Source organism: Pyrobaculum islandicum DSM 4184 (genome assembly GCF_000015205.1).
In the GTDB taxonomy this organism is placed as follows: Archaea; Thermoproteota; Thermoprotei; order Thermoproteales; family Thermoproteaceae; genus Pyrobaculum; species Pyrobaculum islandicum.
In genome coordinates this window covers 1,785,547-1,801,955 of record NC_008701.1, presented here as the reverse complement: position 1 = coordinate 1,801,955, position 16,409 = coordinate 1,785,547, and the positions used below count along the sequence as shown (strand labels likewise).

The window sequence follows — 16,409 nt, the reverse complement described above, 5'->3', positions numbered from 1 at the left end:
CTAGTGCGCCGGCTTTATTAGCCCTGTCCATACCGCGCCCGCGCCGGCGATTACCAACAGCGCAATGGCCGCGTATACCAACGCCTGGCGGGTATCCCTAACTATGTTGCTCAGCTCCGCAGTTGAGGGGTCCTTCGTCGGTCTGTACTGCTTCCAGAGCCCCAGCGCGTTTGGCTCAGGAGACCACTCGGGGTGTGCGCCGGGCTGTAGCGCAGGGTCTGCGTTTGGGTTCCAAGTGCTGAGGTCAACGACGGTGTCGACAAGAGCTCTGTTGCTGGCCTCGGCTGTGACCACTTTCTTAAACGCGCCGGCGTCTGTGTTTATGGGCCTTTCTGCTCCAAACGGCGCGAAGAAGAGCCTTGGCTTTACCACCTCCGCCACCTTGCCCACTGGCTTAATCCTCCCCTCTCTGTAGAGCTTCCCAATGAGGGAGTTGGGGTCTTCGATGTCTCCAAATATGCGGGCTCCCGTGGGACACGCCGCGACGCAGGCGGGGAGGAGGCCCGAGTAGACCAAGTGCTCGCAGAAGGTGCACTTGTCTGCCTTGTTCGTACGGGGGTCTATATAAACGGCGTTGTAGGGACACGCCCTGGTGCACGCCCTACAGCCGATGCAGAGGTCTTTGTCCAGCTGGACTATGCCCGTCTCTGGGTTGTGTCTAAGAGCGCCGGTGGGGCACGAGTTGACGCATGGGGCGTTTTCACAGTGGTTACACTGGGGCAGATGGAGTATGTAGCCAACGACGTTTGGATACTCGCCGGCGTAATACTCCGTTATAAACAGCCTCCATTTTCCAAGTGGCACGTCGAACTCTTGCTTACACGCCGCGACGCACGCCCAACATAGCATACAGAGGTCCTCAATCGTGGCCATCGCGAGTTTAGGCATATCCCCTTTACTGCCAAGGTTTTATATTGCAAATTTCCCACGTCCGGTGTAGCAAGGTCTATAAACTAGAGATAGAACATTGTGGGTGAGTCTCGATGAAAAGAAGCTGTATGTACAAGGCTACGGCGTGCTTGTGGCAATTAGGCAGTTGGCTAGGCTTCTCTCTACGCCGGCTAAGGTGGGGTTCTACATCTCGGTGCCCGACGTTTTGGAGATCGCCGAATCTCTCGGCGTGCCGGCCATGCCTCGTAACGATAGGCAGTGGTTTTTCGAGGAGGTCATGAAGGCGGCTCTCGACATGGAGAAGCTAGATGCGTTTCTAGAGGAGTTAACTAAGCTCATAGACGAAAGGGCGAGGGAGGTGGCCACCTACGTAAACAGGTATCCAAGGGCCGGCGAGTACCTCAGGTGGAGTCTTGAGAGGGTTGAGGAGCTGAAGAAGAGGATTAGGGAGACTGCCAGGATCTACCAAGGCTTTCTAAGGCTAAAGAAAGAATACAGCCAGCCTCGCTAGAGAGGGGAGCTCCGGCTTCATAAACCGCGCCGCGCCGGGGATTCCGGCTTGGCCAACTGCGTTTTTCAGCCTCTCGTAGAACTCCAGCACCTCCTCCCTCCTCGCGGCGCCCCATCTCAAGAGGAGATATGCCTCTACCGCGTGGTAAAACAGCGTCAGCTTGTCCATCGGGTCTATCCTAGAGGCTACAGAGGCGAGCGCCTTCGGCTCCGCCCCCTCGGCCAACAGCTTCAACAACGTCTTCAGCTCCGGCCTGATATCTAGTTTCTCCAGCTCGCCTCTGACGTCTAAGCCCGCGGCTAGGCCAGCCAGCGTTGCGATTACGTCCGCCCCCGCCTTCCTGGCGTACTCCCTAACTGCAGCGGCCTTCTTCGACGTTAGGAAGAACAACGCCGCAGTTTGGAAGCTCTTGTACTTCCTCAGTATTTCCCGCGCCGCCTTGAACTCCCCAAGCATGATGTAGGCCCAGCCCAGGTTTAGCTTCACCACGTCTTCAAAGCTCCTCTCCAGGCGGAGAGCCGCGTACTCCTCCTCAAGGAGGCGCTTTACCTCCTTCCAGTTGCCTAACAGAGCCTCTCTATAGGCGAGGAGGAGGTGGAGGACTCTCTTTGCCCTTATCCAGTCTTCGCCCTCCAGCTTGAAGAGTAGGTCCTCAACTATCGAGAGGACGGACTCCGCCTCTCTGTACTTCCCCCGGCCCAGGAGGAGGGCTCCCAGGTTATAGAGGGCGCGGTAGGCCTCCTCCGCCGGCGCCAATGCGGCGGCCCTTCTGGCGAGATATACGACGTCGGCTGTGGTGAATTCTAAATACCGCATAGCCTCGCTTAGGGCTAGAATCGCCTTCGCCTCAGCTCTCCTCCCGCCGGCCCGACTTTCTAGAAAGTAAATAGCTAGGTCAGCCGCCAGTTGCGGTGGGGCTTGGAAGAGGGCGTCAACGTATTTTGCACTGTCTTCCAAGTATTTATCGACCCCCAGCCTCCAGAGCAACGCCTCGTAGTAGAGCCGGCGGACGGGGTCGTTGACGATCTTCAGCGCCTCCTCTAGAAGCCCCTTGGCCAGCTCCGGGTCGTACTTCACGGCAAAAAACTGAAGCCACGGCAACCTAAGTACATATATGTCTCCCCGCTTCTCGAACCACACTCCCGGCCTAATGCCGAGTTGCTTTAGCTCCTCCTCCGAGAGGTAGCCGAGGATTGCGCCCTTTATAAAGTCGGGCCCGAAGGACTCCACAGCTTCTAAGAACCACCGCGGCTTCAAGCCCAGCTCTTCAATGTGTCTTTTTGTAATTTTCCCAGGGTAGTTCAACTTCTCGAGGGCGGCGCAAAGGGCCTCGGGGTAGCCGCCTGTGACGTATATCAAGTCTTCGGCGACGTCTGGGTCAGTCGTTTGGCCGAACGTTGCGAGAAACTCCAGCAGTTCCGCCTTGCTCATCGGCGGCATAATGTAGGCCCCAACCCTCCCAGCCACCTCCATCACCTCTGCAAGCGGCCCTGTGGCTACTGCAAAAGCGCCACACTCGACGGCCCTCTCAACCTCTGCAAGAGAGACTTCTACGACAGCGTAAGAACCGCATTTTAAATCCTCGCCAACTTCCACCCCTGCGATATTAGCTAGTCTCTTTGCCGTTGTAGAAACGCCGGATCTCCTCGGCCCTAACAACGCGCCGGGCCTCCTCTGCTCTAGATCTGCCAGCACCTCCCGGTCAACGGGCCTGGGCCAGTAGCTACACTCCATACACTTCCCTAATCAGTTCTCTCCCAACTCCACACACAGGACACACGCCCCTCTTCTTGGGATACACCGTACCGCAGTTGGGGCACTGCTCCACTTCGAATAGGTAGGTCTCCACGGGCTCTCCCCCCTCCACGAGCTTGATCGCGCCTTCTGGACAAGCCTCGGCGCAGAGGCCGCACTCCGCGCATTTGTAGCTATCTACTTTTAGCATAACTTCGTCCTCGTCTACCTCAATGGCTTGAGTTGGACACACGCCGGCGCATAGGAAGCAGGCTGTGCATTTCTCCATGTCGATAACTGGCCTCCTGGGGTTGACCAGGCCTAGCTCCACCGCCTTCTCTCTGTCGTAAGAGATACGCCGGGGCGGGCCCCTCTTCACCTCAAGTAGATTATCGCCGCCGGCGAGCTTGGCGAGGCCCCTCCGGAGGAGCATCCTTCTGCCTATGTCGCCGCCGCGGCCTCTGATAACCCTAATTTTTAGACCCGCCTTGATTGCCTTCTCCAGCTCCTCTAGCCCCCTACCCCTGAGGCTACAGTCGTCGCATCTGGCGTCTACCGTAATCTCGCCGTATTTCTCCACCAGCTTCACGTAGTCCTCCGCCCTTAGGCCGTTTATACAGACGCCGCCCTCTCTACAGCTGATATATGGCCCCAGCTGGGCTGTGAAGACGCCGGTGGGACATGCAGACATGCAGACGCCACAGCCAACACAGAGGCTTGGCTCGGCCTTTACCCACCTCCCGTCGACGTAGAGCGCGCCCGCGGGACACGCATCGACGCATTTTCTACAGCTTGCACTTGTCCAGAAGCTCCTGACGCACCTGCCGAAGTCAGCGTAGATTTTCATAGTCCTCAAGTAGGAACTTCACGACGAGATCTCCCACCGCCGAGTAGAAGGGGGTAGAGGCGGTCTCTCTAATGGCGATCCCGGCGAGAGGCCCCCACTTAAGTAGGTGCTGTTCTAGAAACTGGAGGGCTTCAGCCGTCTTACCCCCCTCCAGGAGTATTCCAACGAAGGCCAGCTCTAGGCCTAGGTGATCTCCACATCTCACCCTAGCCTCCCTGAGGTCGGGCTCGTAGCCCATCTTCCTATAGAACCTCATCACCTCACTTGATATATCTGTACAGAGCAAACCAGAGGGGTCTCTAAAGACAGACTCGTAGGGGTGGACATACTGGATAAAGGTCTTGGTATAATCCACCCTCAGCCTGAGGTAAGCGTCCTCTTTTTTCAACTCGCCTAACATAGCGCTTCTATAGGGCTCTGGAAGCTCGGCGGCGACTTTCTCCACCAGGGGTAACTCGCTCGGCTCAAGCTCCTTGAGAATTAATCTGCCTAAGAAGAAATACATCCCAGCACTAGACACTTGTCTCATGGCGCAGAAATATATGAGCTTTGCTATACCTATGCGGTGTAGTAAAAACTTAAAAAATGTCGGTAGAGTAATTTGTGGAATATTTTCTCTTTCGATTTAGAGAGGTATGGAAAGGCTTAGTTCCCTCTCTTACGGAGAACCAGAGAGCTATTTTAGAATACTGTCTTTCTAGATTTCCCTCTCCCTGTAGTCCCTACGAGGTGTATAAGAATACGCCGTTACAGCTTTCTTCAGTATACAAAGCTTTTAGAGGACTAGTGGGTAATAGACTAGTTCTTCCGTTGCTTGGGGGAAAATACATCGCCAGTATAAAAGCTGCCATAGCGCTTCTCTTCCACGGCAATACCTTGGCGTTGCCCTACGTGGCTAAGATATGGGGTCTGACAGCCCCTCCTCTCTCCATCCTCGCTTGGCTTATAATCCTCGGCGCGTCGCTTTCTAAGCTCGGTTTTGATATAAAATCGGCCTATATTTGTTCACCCCGCGGAGCCGCCGTATATATCTCCGAGTTTATCCGCGGAGGATTTAGGTCGCTTAGTGACATTCTCGGCATAGAAAGAGAGATTCTGGTGAAAGCTTATGAAGCTCATCTCGAAATTATGAAGCCTTATATGTTTAGAAGAGACAACATAGAGATCTTCATAAGAGTTCGAAATGGGGATGTAGATATAATTGCAGCCCGATGTCCCCGGTGGAGGACATGTTCTCACGACTTTCCCGACGAATGTCCAGAGGTGAGAAAGATCATTTATGCTTCCATTTCACATTAAAGAGACGGGAGTGAGGAACCTCCTCCGCTACTTCCCGCCGCTGGCCTATCTCGTCTTGGTGGAGTTCGAGGGAGGCGACGCAGCTGAGGAGGCAGAGGCCATGGGCCTACCGCGAGAGTTGGGGAGCTACGTGAGGCAAGCCGTAGAGCGGTTGGAGCGGGAGCTGTTGGCCGAGGTTCTAAGCCAGTTAGGCCAAGACCAGCAGTTCCTCAACGGTCTCCACCAGTGGATCTCCCAGGCCGTAATCGGGAGGGAGGAGCTGTGGGGCCCCGCGTTGCTCTACATTAAACACCTCTACTGGGAGACGGAGGAGGGGCCCTACAGCCGCTGTATGGAGGCCGAGGAGCTTGAGGCCTACCTGGCGATGGCTCAGGGCCGGCCAGAGCAACTGAGGGCCGCCGGCCTCGTCTACAGGAAGTACGACCCAACCCTCTCGAGACACTTCTACTGCTCCCCCAGATGGTACAGCACCGTCTTCCAGCGGATCTCCGCCGCGGTTAAGGAGGAGCTAGGCGGGGAGGCCTACGCCTACGTCAAGAGCTTTGTGGAGAGGCTTTTCTGGAACCCCAGGGGCTACGCCTACTTCAGATCCGCCGTCTTTAAAGACACGCCTGTGGTGCCCTACGACGAGTTCATAGGCGATGTTGCTCTACTCCCTGGCGTCTTCGACGGCCGGAGGCTCAACCCCACCTACAGAGAAGCCGCGAAGAAGGCAATTTTCCAAGTGGAGCGCATAGACGCGGCCGAGCTAGACGAGGAATTTGGCGTATATGTAGACGGCGGAGAGGTGGTGGCCCCCACGGTAGAGGCTGTGGGCCACAAGATGCTGGCGAAATACAGGGGGAAGAGGGTGGTGGCCCTCGCCAAATTCGACATAGAGATACCCAGGCTCAAGCCCAAGCTGGAGATCTACGGCGTAGAGATAAAGCCACGCCGCCTCTACCTTAGAACAACAACAGCTCAGCCTCCCTCAGAACCCCCCTAACGACGTCAACCCCAAGGCCTCAAGAGCCGTCACGCCCAACACCACAGGATCCCCCGTCTCGCCGAAGACCACCACCGCCGTCCTCCTCCTCCCTATCAGCTCCACACCCACCTCCCTCTCCACAACGCCGCCGAAAACTCTAAACCTCGTCTTCTCAAGCGGCTTCACCCCAAGACGCTCAAGCAAATCCCTCCCCACCACGTTGTAGATAGCTCCCGTATCAACCAGAGCCTCTACCTCTAGAGAAGTGCCAGGCTCGACCGGGTTGAAAATCTTAACCCGAACCTTCACATGTCCCCCTATCTTTCTCTTGGCCCCTCCCTGGGGGACTTAAGGGCCCGCCCCGGGTGCACCGGGGCGAGGGGGCGGGTCACCCGGGGGACGGCCGCGAGTCGCTTGTTTTTACAACAGTTTGGCGCCCCCGTCAACCGCCCCGGGGCCAAGTAGATGCCGTTCATGAGTGAGAAGTAGTTACGAGGTTAAAAATGTGATAACCGCGCTCCCCGCCTTAAAGGGCGGGGTTTCTCCTTGCCCACGCCTTCATGGGCATCCATGATGCCTCCGGCGTGGGGTCATCGGGCGTGGGGCCGGGCGGCGCGCGGCCCTCCGCGGGCGTCTTCAGGGCAGAGCCCCTAAGGGGGTGTACACACGTATTTAAGTCTTCTGCCTGTATTCACAGTAACCACTTCCCGCTCATGCGGGGTCCACACTGTGGGGGTCTCGGCCGTTGCCCGGGGTTAATCCGTTTGACGTCGGACAATATGTTTCTATCTTCCTCGGCGTCGGCGTCTTGTGGCCGAGCTTCGCGGCTATGTTTCCCACGGCGTTTAGCACGATGTTGAACTTCTTGCAGACATACAGCCCTCTATACACTCTGCCGTCTTCGTGCACCTCGCCGCAGACAGAGCACGTCTTAGACGTATTGCGCTCGTCGGCGGCGTACAGCCTTATCCCGTACTCTGCCAATACTTCGGCCAGCCTCTGCACAAGCCTTCTGTACCCCCAGACGCCGACTACGTACTCGCTCTGTTGATCGTGGGCTATGTCCTCTGGATATCCAACGTAGACTTCCGAAACTGCCGCACTTGTAGACGATCTCCAGCCTCCCCTGCTTCCCACTCCACTTTATCACCCCGGCGTATCCTCATGCCGAAGTCCTTGAGGACGATAACGGAGGACGCGGCGGGAGTTAAAGCCGAAGCGATTACCCGCCTATCGGCCACAGTCGAGGGCCGTCAGTTTTTTATAAGACATTGTAAAGATATAATGTGAGTATTGCAGAAGAGGTTAGGAGGGTTTTGCTTGAGCATCCTGAGATTATTGCGGAGGCTCTTGAGGCTAGGCCTGAGGTTCTCTACAGGGCACTTGCCAAGCTTATGCCGTGGCAAAACCTAGCCACCAAAGAGGACGTGAGATCGCTGAGAGAGGAGATCCAGAGGATAGAGGAGAAGATGGCCACCAAAGATGACCTAAAACACTTGGCAACTAAAGACGACGTCAGTAGGCTTGAGGAGCGGCTTGAGGAGACGAGGAGAGAGATGGCTACGAAGGAGGAGGTTAAGGCTCTTGAGGCCAAAATGGCCACCAAGGAAGATCTAAAGGCCTTCGCCACTAAAGAGGATCTAAAGACTCTTGAGGCTAGAGTGGCGACGAAGGACGATCTAAAAGCTCTCGCCACGAGAGAGGAGCTGAGGGCTCTCGAGGAGAGGGTGGCCACCAGAGAAGACGTGAGAAGACTTGAGGAGCAACTGGGAGAGGTGAGAAAAGTCATGGCTACCAGGGACGATCTCAAGGCCTTTGCCACAAAGGAGGACGTTAGGAGGCTTGGAGAGCAGTTGGAGGAGGTGAGAAAAGTTATGACTACGAAGGAGGATCTTAAGGGCCTCGCCACTAAGGAGGAGCTCAAGGCGCTTGAGGAGAGGATGGCCACAAAGAGGGACGTGGAGGAGCTGTGGAGGGCTATCAACAGGCTGGAGAGGAAGTTGGACGCGCTGGGGGCCAGGTGGGGGGTAATCAGCGAGGAGGCGTTTAGGGAGGGCATGAGGGCTATGTTGAGGGAGGCCGGGTGGTCCGTGTCTAAGGAGATCCTCTACGACAGGGAGGGCTACGTATACGGCACCCCCTCCGAGGTGGACTACGACGTGGTGGTCAGAGACGGGAGGCTGATAATCGTCGAGATCACGTCCTCGCTGAAGCGGAGCGACCTGCCCACCATAGTGAAGAAGAGGGAGCTCTACGAGAGGGCCAGAGGGGCCAAGGTAGCCGCCGTCTACATAGTCACCCCCTACATAGACGACAGATACCCCGAGCGGGTAAAGGCCATGGCCAAAGACCTAGGGCTGGAGGTAGTCTACCCAACCCCACCCCAGGAGTAGCAACAGATAGATAGTCTGGAATTTGGGAACACCTGCGGCGGCGCGGTAACGAAGGCCTCTAGTGGACGGCTCAGTCATCTCGCCGGCTGGAGTCGTTGAGTTGCGCTTCGCCTACAGCCGCTAGAGGTCTCCGGGGGCTACGATGTCTATGCCGTACTCCTTTGCCTTGGCTCTGACCAGGTCTGGGTTTCTGTCGTGTATAAACGGCGTCACCACTATCACTCTGTCCAGCGGCCTGCCGGCTGTCCGCTGGTAGAGCTCGGCCTTCTTTTTGATGTACTGGAGGTCTCCCCTCTTGAGGGCGGCTGTGAGCTCTACGGCTATTGTTTTGCCGTCTTTAGCCACGACGTCTAGCTCCACCTCCGCCGGGTAGCCGTAGACGTAGCCCTCTCCGTCGTAGTAGACCCACCGCTCCACCGTGTATCCCACGTCCCGCAGAAGCTCCCTCACCCCCTCTCTATATACATCCTCGCTAACTACCCCCCATCTAGCCCCCAGCGCGTTGACATACGCCATGAGGCGTTTTTCAAACGCCACAAGTTCATCCTTCGTAGTCATAACTTTTCTCACCTCCTCCAACTGCTCTCCAAGCCTCCTAACGTCCTCCTTTGTGGCAAAGGCCTTGAGATCGTCCCTGGTAGCCATGACTTTTCTCACCTCTCCCAGTTGCTCCTCAAGTCTTCTCACGTCTTCTCTGGTGGCCACCCTCTCCTCGAGAGCCCTCAGCTCCTCTCTCGTGGCGAGAGCTTTTAGATCGTCCTTCGTCGCCACTCTAGCCTCAAGAGTCTTTAGATCCTCTTTAGTGGCGAAGGCCTTTAGATCTTCCTTGGTGGCCATTTTGGCCTCAAGAGCCTTAACCTCCTCCTTCGTAGCCATCTCTCTCCTCGTCTCCTCAAGCCGCTCCTCAAGCCTACTGACGTCGTCTTTAGTTGCCAAGTGTTTTAGGTCATCTTTGGTGGCCATCTTCTCCTCTATCCTCTGGATCTCCTCTCTCAGCGATCTCACGTCCTCTTTGGTGGCTAGGTTTTGCCACGGCATAAGCTTGGCAAGTGCCCTGTAGAGAACCTCAGGCCTAGCCTCAAGAGCCTCCGCAATAATCTCAGGATGCTCAAGCAAAACCCTCCTAACCTCTTCTACCACGTATATACATTTTTTGTTTTTTTAATAACTTATCGCCCTCCAGAAGTCTAGTTCGTATCTCTGGATCGCCTTTGCTATGAAGCGGTATCTTGGCCAGTCGAGGTGGCGCTGTGCCACTCCCTCGGCTAGCTCCTCCAGCTCTGTGTAGGGGCCGGCGAAGAGGTCCATGAACCTGGTGTTTCTCACGCCGTTTCGCCTCGCCCACGCGGCGAAGGCGGCGCAGTTCTGGCCCCAGACTGGGAGGTTTACGGCGGCGGCTACGGCTAGGTCTCCCATGGTGCCGTTTAGCGCCAGCCAGGAGAGGAAGTGGGTGTAGGCCACGGCGGTGGGGTCGAGCAGGTCCCAGGAGAACTCCACGCCGAGCTCTGCGGCGAGATCCCAGAGGGCCTTTAGGGCTTCCCAGTCGCCGTCTATGAGCATCTTGACTAGTCTATACTCGTCTGGTTCTCTGGCCTTGGCCATGGCGGCTGAGAGGGCCTTCAGGTCGTGGGGGACTATGTAGAGTTGGTTGGCGACGAAACGCCTCAGCGCCTCGTGGCTCGGCTTGGCGGCGGCTAGTATCTCCCTGTTTAGAGACTCGAGCTCCCGCCTCAGCGTCTCAATGACCCTCATAGGCGGCTTGCCAGAACTTGAGCTCGTATATCGACGCCTGTCTGAAGTAGGGCCAGAGGGCCTCCGGCGGCGCGCCGGAGCTGTCCAGCAGGGCGCGTAGCTTCTCCACAAGGGCGTTGTACTCCGGCGTTAGGTAGACCGAGGCCCACCTCCTATACAGCGGCACCGGGTTTCTCTCCAGCGCGTCTCTGTGTCTCTGGGCTATCTCGGCATAGCTCCAGAAGCAGGGGAGGAGGGCCGCCATACACTGATAAAAGCCCTCCAGAGAGCAGACGGAGAGGAGGTAGGACATGTAGCTCACGTTTACGAAGTTGGGCTCGGCCCCCTCGGCGTCTTTCAGCGTGAGGCCGGCCTCCCTCAGGAGGGCCTCGTAGTTGGCCATCTCGCCCGTGACAGTCCCGTAGGCCAGCTCCAGCGCCGTCTTCATAAGCTCCACGCTGGGGGCTCTGGCGGCGGCTAGGGAGAGGGCCTTGGTGAAGTTGACGAGGTAGTTGTAGTCCTGTAGTAGGTAGTATCTGAACTTGTCCATGGGGAGAGAGCCGCGGTAAACCTCTACGACGAAGGGGTGGCGGAAGATCTCCTGCCAGATGGGGTCTGCCCAGGCCCGGAGTTTTTCCGTTGCCATATACGTCAGATCTCCCGCCTATAAAAATTTTTTATATGGAAAAGATCAATTAGTTATGGCCGAGTGGAAGAGGGTGCACTGGACTCTCTTCTCGATAGTCTCCGCCAGCTTTTTCCTAGACGGGGTGCTCTTCAGCCTAGTCCCCACCACTATATATCTGACAGATCTGGCGCAACACGCCCCCGTAATATTCGCCGCTAACTCCCTAGCCTTCATGCTGGGGGCCTTCCTCCTCGGGAGACTGGGGGACGCGGTGGGAAGGCGGCTGGGCCTTGTCATTTCCCTCACCATATATACGGCTGGCGCCTTGTGGTTTGCCGCGGCGTTTTGGGCCGGCCGGCTCGACCTCGCGTCTGCCCTCCTCTCCACCTCCGTCATTAACTTCGGCGTGGGGGGCGAGGTGGGGCCGGCCTACGCCGCCCTCGCTGAGTTTTCGCCGCCTAGGCGGAGGGGCGCCGCGCTGATGCTCTCTACCAACTTCTGGAACATTGGGGCGGCGGCCATCGCCGTGGCCTCCCTCTACTACACGGCGCTGGCGACGGATCCCAAGACCGCCGTCTTCTACACCTTCCTCACCGCGGTGGCGCTTGCCGCCATCGTCTTTCTGGCGAGACTCCACATACCCGAGTCCCCCCGGTGGCTACTTGCAAGAGGTAGGGAGGGCGATGCGAGGGCTCTGGCGGAGAGATACGGAGTTCCCCTCCCCAGGGCGCAGCCGGCGTCTTCCTCGCTGAGGGGCTACTGGGGGAGAGTGGCCATCCTGGCGGCCGCCTTCACCGCCCAGCTGCTGACGTACAACATCGCGGCTTACTACCTCCCCTACGCCCCGGGCTTCGCCTACGGCGCAGACGCGGCGGCGGTGAACATCGCAGTAGCCAACGCGGGGGCGGCGGCCGGGGCTTTCCTACTCCTCCCGCTGATAGACAGATCTAGGCGGGCGTCCTTCCTAGCAGCTTTCCTCGGCGGTTTGGCAACTGCGACAGCGCTCGCCGCGGTGCACGGGGCCCCCGCCTCGCTCTACTTCGCCGTACTCTTTGTCAACCTGGTCTTCTCAGAGTGGGCGTGGGCGGCGGTGAGCGTGTTAGAGAGCGAGCTTTTCCCCACAGCCGTTAGGTCGACAGCCGTGGGAGTGGTGACTGCGGCGGCTTGGCTGATAAACGCCGGCGCCGTCTTCACAGAGGGCGTCCTAGGCGCGGAGGCCTTCTTCGCCCTTCTCGTCGCCTTGTGGGCGGCTGGGGCGGCCGCGGCGGGCTACTGGCATAGAAGAGGCGTTGAGAGCGCGGCGAGGGAGCTGGAGGAGCTGGCCTAGCGTCTCTTGGTCTCCGGCAGGGTATATACGGCGGCGGGGACGGTGAGCCAGAGGAGAGGCACTGCCACTAGGGCGTAGAGACCGGCCGCCGGGTAGAGCCAGGGGCCGAGGATCATCCCCACCCGTGCGGCAGAGCCGGCGGTCCCAGTGGCAAAACCTCTGACGTGTTCTGGGAAAAGCTCGGGCGTGTAGGCGTATACCACGCCCCAGGCGCCTAGGTTGAAGAAGTTCAGCGCGATGGCAGAGATGTAAAGCTGGGGCAAGCTAACGCTGTATATGAGGGCGGCCGCCGATGCGGCGGAGCCGAGGAAGAAGATCGCTGCGGTGGGTCTCCTCCCGATTTTTTCCACGAGGTAAGCGGCGGTGAAGTAACCGGGGATCTGAGCAATTGTCGTAATTAACATGAACTGGTAGGTCTGCACCTCGGCTAGTCCCCTCTCTCTGACGAGGATGGTGGGTAGCCAGAGGAAGACGCCGTAGTAGCCAAACGCCAGCACTAGCCATATGTACCACACTGGGTAGAGCCGTCTCGTCTCAATAGAGACAGCCCCCTTGGCCGCGGGTTTGTGCTCGGGGAGCGTTGCCCTTATCACCGCGGCGTATAACGCGGTGAGGCCGAGGAGGAGCAGGGCGGTTCTCCAGCCGAGGCGGGGGAAGAGGAAGTACGCCACGGCGGCTGCCGCCAACGCGCCGAGAGACCAGAAGCTCTCTAGAATAACTACGTTTCTCCCCCTCCTGTCTGGCGGCGAGAGCTCAGATACGTAGGAGGCGACGACGGGGAGTTCGCCGCCTAGGCCCAGCCCGGCGATAAGACGCACAGCTGCAAGCTCCCATCCGGTTTTTACAAAGGCTGTGGCAGCCGTGGCAAGGCTGTAGAGGAGGAGCGTCGCTGTGAAGACGGCCCTTCTGCCAAGCCTGTCTGACAGTCTCCCAAAGGCAGTTGCGCCGATTAACATGCCGAGGTTGTTCGCTAGTACCACCACGGATCTCTCCCAGACCCCCATCCCTAGCTCAGCCGCCGACGCCACTAGTATGTACGACAAGAGGAGGACGTCCATGGCGTCGAAGAGCCAGCCTATGCCTGTTATAGTTATCAACTTCCATTGGGAAATCATGCAGTTGGCAAAACTCGCTTTTTTAAGTGTATATATGTCAAAATTTTCCTCCTTCCCTCTCTTGGACATAAGAGACCCGGCAAATTTTTATTTCACCTAAGTAAAGCCGCTGTGAAAATTACAGAAGTGGAAACTGACAGCACGACACTTGCCGAGGTGCTTGTAAAACACGGTATAGAGGTGAGAAAGGGGGCGCCAGTAGTGGCTGTATATGGCAGAGACCGCGACATACTTAGAGCTCTCCGTGTCGAAGAGAGACCTGTGTTGGGAATATCGCCGCCTGGGGTAGATGCAAAACTCGCCGCGCTGGAGCTTAGAGAGGTGCCGCTATTGGCGGAGTTTGTCTTTGAAATCATCGACGTAATAAGGCTCGAAGCCGAGAGCGGGGGCCAGAGGGCGACTGCAATAAATGAGGTGGCGCTTCTGTCTGCAGAACCCGCGACTTTTGTGCGGTATTCGCTCTACGTAGATGGGGCCTTTGTGTTTAACGACATGGGAGACGGCTGTTTAATCTCAACGCCTATTGGCTCAACCGCCTATGCTCTGTCTGCAGGCGGCGCAGTTATAAACCCAAGGGCGCATGTTGTAGAGGTGGTGCCTGTAAATTCCGCGTTGAGAAAGCCGCCGCATGTATTTCCATCGGACGTAGTAATAGAACTCCGCGATGTAAAAAGTAGGTCAGACGTCTATTTAATTGGAGACGGCGTAGAGAAGATTAAATACAGGGGAGTTGCCGTTGTTAGAAAAGTCGGCACAGCTAGACTTGTGACGAGAGTGCAGAATTTCCAACAAGCGGCGGGGCTCCCCCCAAGTGCTCTATTGGTGAAGAAGATTATTGAAGAAAGAGGGCCCCTCGCCGCCTCAGAGATAGCCGCTCTCTCCGGCCTATCTCCCAGGACTGTTAGATATGCGCTTGAGCGTCTTAGAAAAGCCGGTTTGGTAAAATCTATTATAGACCCCACAGACCCCAGGCGGAAAGTTTACATGGCCTAAAGAGTTTTTAAGGGGGCATCTAGAATTTTCAAAATTGTGATCCTGTGTGAAAACCTCGGGAAGAGGTTCGGCAGTTCGTGGGCTCTCAGGGGGGTGACCTTTGAGGTGGGGAGGGGCGTTGTGCTGGCGGTGCTGGGACCCAACGGCGCTGGAAAGACGACATTAGTTAGAATATTGACTACAGAGCTCGCGCCGACAGAGGGCAGGGCGCAAGTCGCCGGGTTTGACGTAGTGAGAGAGGCGGAGAAGCTGAGGAGAGTTATAGCCGCTGTGCCTCAGGAGGCTAGACCGATCGACTTCCTCACCCCCCACGAGTTTGTAGTAAGCTACCTCCTCCTGAGGGGCTACTCTCTCAAAGAGGCCAAGAGGCGGGGCGCCGAGGTGTTGAAACAGTTCGGCTTATGGGATGTGCGTAATAGAGAGATAGACACTCTCTCCGGGGGGATGAAGAGGAGGACTCTCGTAGCTGCTGTCTTTGCGGCAGAGGCAGAGGTGGTATTTCTCGACGAGCCGACGACAGGGCTAGACGTGTATTCGAGGAGAGTCGTTTGGAACGCCGTCGTTGAGTTAAAGCGCCGCGGCGCCACTGTCGTATTGACAACTCACTACGCAGAAGAGGCGGCAGCCCTCGCCGACTGGGTGTTAGTCTTAAATGGCGGCCGTGTAGTTGACTTCGCCCCGCCCGCAAAGCTTGTGGAAAGCGTGCCCGGTAAATACGTCGTGGAGATCTACGGCAGAGATGGAACTAAGCTAAACAGTCTCGCAGTTGCTGAGGTGGGAGATAGGAGGCTTTACTATGTCGAAACCCCCGCCTATGTAGAGGGGGCAGTTGTAAGGCCTAAGTCGCTGGAAGACTACATCCTCCTTAAGATAGGCGCCGTGGGGGGTCATGAAGGCGATTAGAGACGCCCTCGTCATAGCTTGGATAAATGGGTGGATTGCCGCAGTTAGGGGCTGGGTGTGGGTAGTTACAAATGCCATCACGCCGCTGTCTTTCTTAGTGATTCTCGCCGTTTATGGAGGCGCCGAGGGCCTTAGGTGGGGGCTGGCAGGCGGCTTGGTGTGGACTGTGGCCTCCAACGGAATTTCTCTTATTGGCGACGCCGCCTACTACCGCTTAGCTATTAAATACCAGAGTATGCTCACGGCGGCCCCTGTATCTCCCATCGGCTACGCCCTAGGCCTTGCCCTCAGCTCTTTTGTCTTCTCTCTGCCAACGCTAGCGGCGTATGTAGCTATCTCGCTGTGGCTTGGCTTGGGGCTCCTCACGCCGCCCGCCGCATATGCCTTAATAACGCTGTGGCTAGCTTCAGCCGGAATTGGCTTCACTCTCTCCTCTCTTGTTAAACACATGAGATATGCTTGGTCTCTGCCGCAGATACTATCTACAGTCTTCACAGTGGCCGCCCCCGTCTACTACCCCGCAAGTCTTTTGCCGAGTCCGTATCTCGGCGTGGTGATGCCCACGGGCGCCGCCGGCATACTTATACAACAAGCCGCCGGCCTTGCGGCTTATGATATTTGGCTGACTGCCGCCGCGGCGGTTGCATTAGCTATACAGAGCATATCTGGCCTCTACTTCCTTATTAAGCTGGCTAAGTGGCGGGAGCCTTAGATATACACCGGCGGGACGCCCCCAGACTCGGCTATAACTTCAACCTCAACGCCCATATATATAGACTTTACAACTACTTTGACATACGGCGGGTTGACAGCCGCTTTTACTCTCTCCATTATATCTACGGCGAGTTCTTCGTGAAGTATTTCTCTGCCTCTATAGCTATCTACCATTTTTTTAAACTCCTCTATAGACAACGCGACGCCTCTTGGGATATACTCTAGAGATATCTCAAAGGAGTCTACCACTTTGCTAATGGGGCATATAGACTCGCCACGTGTTTTTAAACGGACTAGAGAGGGGTTTTTAGAAAGCTTGAGCATAACCTATCATATTTAACACTATTTGAACTTGT

Annotated in this window: 20 protein-coding genes; 8 read left to right on the top strand and 12 right to left on the bottom strand. The window is 56.9% G+C overall.

Going from position 1 to position 16,409, the window contains the following annotated elements; all coding sequences use genetic code 11:
• Entirely contained in the window at window positions 1–888 is an 888-nt protein-coding gene (locus PISL_RS10230; protein WP_245218399.1) for a 4Fe-4S dicluster domain-containing protein, read from the bottom strand.
• An 85-nt stretch (window positions 889–973) separates the two neighbouring features.
• Between PISL_RS10230 and PISL_RS10225 the strand changes: the two genes are divergently transcribed.
• Window positions 974–1,402, top strand: coding sequence for a hypothetical protein (locus tag PISL_RS10225; RefSeq protein ID WP_011763707.1), 429 nt, complete (start codon window positions 974–976; stop codon window positions 1,400–1,402).
• Here the strand turns inward: PISL_RS10225 and PISL_RS10220 are convergent.
• Genes PISL_RS10220 through PISL_RS10210 form a run of 3 tightly spaced genes read right to left on the bottom strand, consistent with a single transcriptional unit; the run spans window position 1,373 to window position 4,512 of the window.
• Window positions 1,373–3,136 (bottom strand): tetratricopeptide repeat protein, encoded by a 1,764-nt coding sequence (locus PISL_RS10220; RefSeq protein ID WP_011763706.1) that lies wholly within the window; start codon window positions 3,134–3,136, stop codon window positions 1,373–1,375. The two genes, PISL_RS10225 and PISL_RS10220, sit on opposite strands and share 30 nt — an antisense overlap.
• On the bottom strand, window positions 3,126–3,983 hold the full coding sequence (locus tag PISL_RS10215) for a 4Fe-4S dicluster domain-containing protein (protein ID WP_011763705.1): 858 nt from the start codon (window positions 3,981–3,983) through the stop codon (window positions 3,126–3,128). Before PISL_RS10215 ends, PISL_RS10220 begins: the two co-directional genes overlap by 11 nt.
• Window positions 3,967–4,512 carry a TorD/DmsD family molecular chaperone gene (locus PISL_RS10210; protein WP_011763704.1) on the bottom strand — a complete coding sequence of 182 codons (546 nt, stop codon included), beginning with the start codon at window positions 4,510–4,512 and terminating at the stop codon, window positions 3,967–3,969. The genes PISL_RS10215 and PISL_RS10210 overlap by 17 nt, the downstream gene beginning before the upstream one ends.
• A 74-nt stretch (window positions 4,513–4,586) precedes the next feature.
• Here PISL_RS10210 and PISL_RS10205 point away from each other — a divergent pair, with 74 nt between their 5' ends.
• Window positions 4,587–5,282 (top strand): hypothetical protein, encoded by a 696-nt coding sequence (locus PISL_RS10205; protein ID WP_167827692.1) that lies wholly within the window; start codon window positions 4,587–4,589, stop codon window positions 5,280–5,282.
• Window positions 5,263–6,267 (top strand): hypothetical protein, encoded by a 1,005-nt coding sequence (locus PISL_RS10200; RefSeq protein ID WP_011763702.1) that lies wholly within the window; start codon window positions 5,263–5,265, stop codon window positions 6,265–6,267. The genes PISL_RS10205 and PISL_RS10200 overlap by 20 nt, the downstream gene beginning before the upstream one ends.
• Here PISL_RS10200 and PISL_RS10195 read toward each other — a convergent pair.
• The 3 genes from PISL_RS10195 to PISL_RS11130 all read right to left on the bottom strand — a co-directional run bounded on the left by PISL_RS10195 (window position 6,253) and on the right by PISL_RS11130 (window position 7,490).
• A complete protein-coding gene (locus PISL_RS10195; RefSeq protein ID WP_011763701.1) occupies window positions 6,253–6,558 on the bottom strand; it encodes an aspartyl protease family protein in 306 nt (101 codons plus the stop codon). The genes PISL_RS10200 and PISL_RS10195 overlap by 15 nt on opposite strands.
• Window positions 6,559–6,960: 402 nt before the next feature.
• A complete protein-coding gene (locus tag PISL_RS10190) occupies window positions 6,961–7,254 on the bottom strand; it encodes a transposase (protein WP_245218397.1) in 294 nt (97 codons plus the stop codon).
• Window positions 7,255–7,307: 53 nt separating this feature from the next.
• The gene (locus PISL_RS11130; RefSeq protein WP_167827572.1) at window positions 7,308–7,490 is read right to left on the bottom strand and encodes a hypothetical protein; all 183 of its coding nucleotides are present in this window, start codon (window positions 7,488–7,490) and stop codon (window positions 7,308–7,310) included.
• Window positions 7,491–7,535: 45 nt separating this feature from the next.
• On the opposite strand from PISL_RS11130, the gene PISL_RS10185 reads away from it, so the two are divergent.
• A complete protein-coding gene (locus PISL_RS10185) occupies window positions 7,536–8,642 on the top strand; it encodes a PD-(D/E)XK nuclease family protein (RefSeq protein ID WP_011763699.1) in 1,107 nt (368 codons plus the stop codon).
• Between the two features lie 120 nt (window positions 8,643–8,762).
• On the opposite strand, the gene PISL_RS10180 is transcribed toward PISL_RS10185, so the two are convergent.
• From PISL_RS10180 to tenA, 3 genes are read right to left on the bottom strand one after another with little or no spacing between them, the layout of a single operon-like run.
• On the bottom strand, window positions 8,763–9,788 hold the full coding sequence (locus PISL_RS10180; protein ID WP_053240512.1) for a PD-(D/E)XK nuclease family protein: 1,026 nt from the start codon (window positions 9,786–9,788) through the stop codon (window positions 8,763–8,765).
• A 15-nt stretch (window positions 9,789–9,803) separates the two neighbouring features.
• Window positions 9,804–10,394 carry a thiaminase II/PqqC family protein gene (locus PISL_RS10175; RefSeq protein WP_011763697.1) on the bottom strand — a complete coding sequence of 197 codons (591 nt, stop codon included), beginning with the start codon at window positions 10,392–10,394 and terminating at the stop codon, window positions 9,804–9,806.
• Window positions 10,381–11,019: a thiaminase II gene (gene tenA / locus PISL_RS10170; protein ID WP_011763696.1), complete on the bottom strand. Its 639-nt coding sequence runs from the start codon at window positions 11,017–11,019 to the stop codon at window positions 10,381–10,383. Before tenA ends, PISL_RS10175 begins: the two co-directional genes overlap by 14 nt.
• Before the next feature lie 55 nt (window positions 11,020–11,074).
• On the opposite strand from tenA, the gene PISL_RS10165 reads away from it, so the two are divergent.
• A complete protein-coding gene (locus PISL_RS10165; protein ID WP_011763695.1) occupies window positions 11,075–12,328 on the top strand; it encodes an MFS transporter in 1,254 nt (417 codons plus the stop codon).
• Here PISL_RS10165 and PISL_RS10160 read toward each other — a convergent pair.
• Entirely contained in the window at window positions 12,325–13,443 is a 1,119-nt protein-coding gene (locus tag PISL_RS10160; RefSeq protein WP_011763694.1) for an MFS transporter, read from the bottom strand. The genes PISL_RS10165 and PISL_RS10160 overlap by 4 nt on opposite strands.
• A 111-nt stretch (window positions 13,444–13,554) precedes the next feature.
• Here PISL_RS10160 and PISL_RS10155 point away from each other — a divergent pair, with 111 nt between their 5' ends.
• The 3 genes from PISL_RS10155 to PISL_RS10145 are packed head-to-tail and all read left to right on the top strand — an operon-like array spanning window position 13,555 to window position 16,051.
• Window positions 13,555–14,436: a winged helix-turn-helix transcriptional regulator gene (locus tag PISL_RS10155; protein ID WP_011763693.1), complete on the top strand. Its 882-nt coding sequence runs from the start codon at window positions 13,555–13,557 to the stop codon at window positions 14,434–14,436.
• Window positions 14,437–14,472: 36 nt separating this feature from the next.
• A complete protein-coding gene (locus PISL_RS10150) occupies window positions 14,473–15,339 on the top strand; it encodes an ABC transporter ATP-binding protein (RefSeq protein WP_011763692.1) in 867 nt (288 codons plus the stop codon).
• On the top strand, window positions 15,326–16,051 hold the full coding sequence (locus PISL_RS10145; protein ID WP_011763691.1) for an ABC transporter: 726 nt from the start codon (window positions 15,326–15,328) through the stop codon (window positions 16,049–16,051). The genes PISL_RS10150 and PISL_RS10145 overlap by 14 nt, the downstream gene beginning before the upstream one ends.
• Here the strand turns inward: PISL_RS10145 and PISL_RS10140 are convergent.
• Entirely contained in the window at window positions 16,048–16,377 is a 330-nt protein-coding gene (locus PISL_RS10140) for a tunnelling fold family protein (RefSeq protein ID WP_011763690.1), read from the bottom strand. The genes PISL_RS10145 and PISL_RS10140 overlap by 4 nt on opposite strands.
• Between the last annotated feature and the right edge of the window lie 32 nt (window positions 16,378–16,409).

Coding starts and splice junctions, on each gene's coding strand:
- PISL_RS10230 (WP_245218399.1), bottom strand. CDS start 888: ATGCCTAAACTCGCGATGGCCACGATTGAGGACCTCTGTATGCTATGT.
- PISL_RS10220 (WP_011763706.1), bottom strand. CDS start 3,136: ATGGAGTGTAGCTACTGGCCCAGGCCCGTTGACCGGGAGGTGCTGGCA.
- PISL_RS10215 (WP_011763705.1), bottom strand. CDS start 3,983: ATGAAAATCTACGCTGACTTCGGCAGGTGCGTCAGGAGCTTCTGGACA.
- PISL_RS10210 (WP_011763704.1), bottom strand. CDS start 4,512: ATGAGACAAGTGTCTAGTGCTGGGATGTATTTCTTCTTAGGCAGATTA.
- PISL_RS10200 (WP_011763702.1), top strand. CDS start 5,263: ATGCTTCCATTTCACATTAAAGAGACGGGAGTGAGGAACCTCCTCCGC.
- PISL_RS10175 (WP_011763697.1), bottom strand. CDS start 10,394: ATGAGGGTCATTGAGACGCTGAGGCGGGAGCTCGAGTCTCTAAACAGG.
- tenA (WP_011763696.1), bottom strand. CDS start 11,019: ATGGCAACGGAAAAACTCCGGGCCTGGGCAGACCCCATCTGGCAGGAG.
- PISL_RS10165 (WP_011763695.1), top strand. CDS start 11,075: ATGGCCGAGTGGAAGAGGGTGCACTGGACTCTCTTCTCGATAGTCTCC.
- PISL_RS10160 (WP_011763694.1), bottom strand. CDS start 13,443: ATGATTTCCCAATGGAAGTTGATAACTATAACAGGCATAGGCTGGCTC.
- PISL_RS10145 (WP_011763691.1), top strand. CDS start 15,326: ATGAAGGCGATTAGAGACGCCCTCGTCATAGCTTGGATAAATGGGTGG.
- PISL_RS10140 (WP_011763690.1), bottom strand. CDS start 16,377: ATGCTCAAGCTTTCTAAAAACCCCTCTCTAGTCCGTTTAAAAACACGT.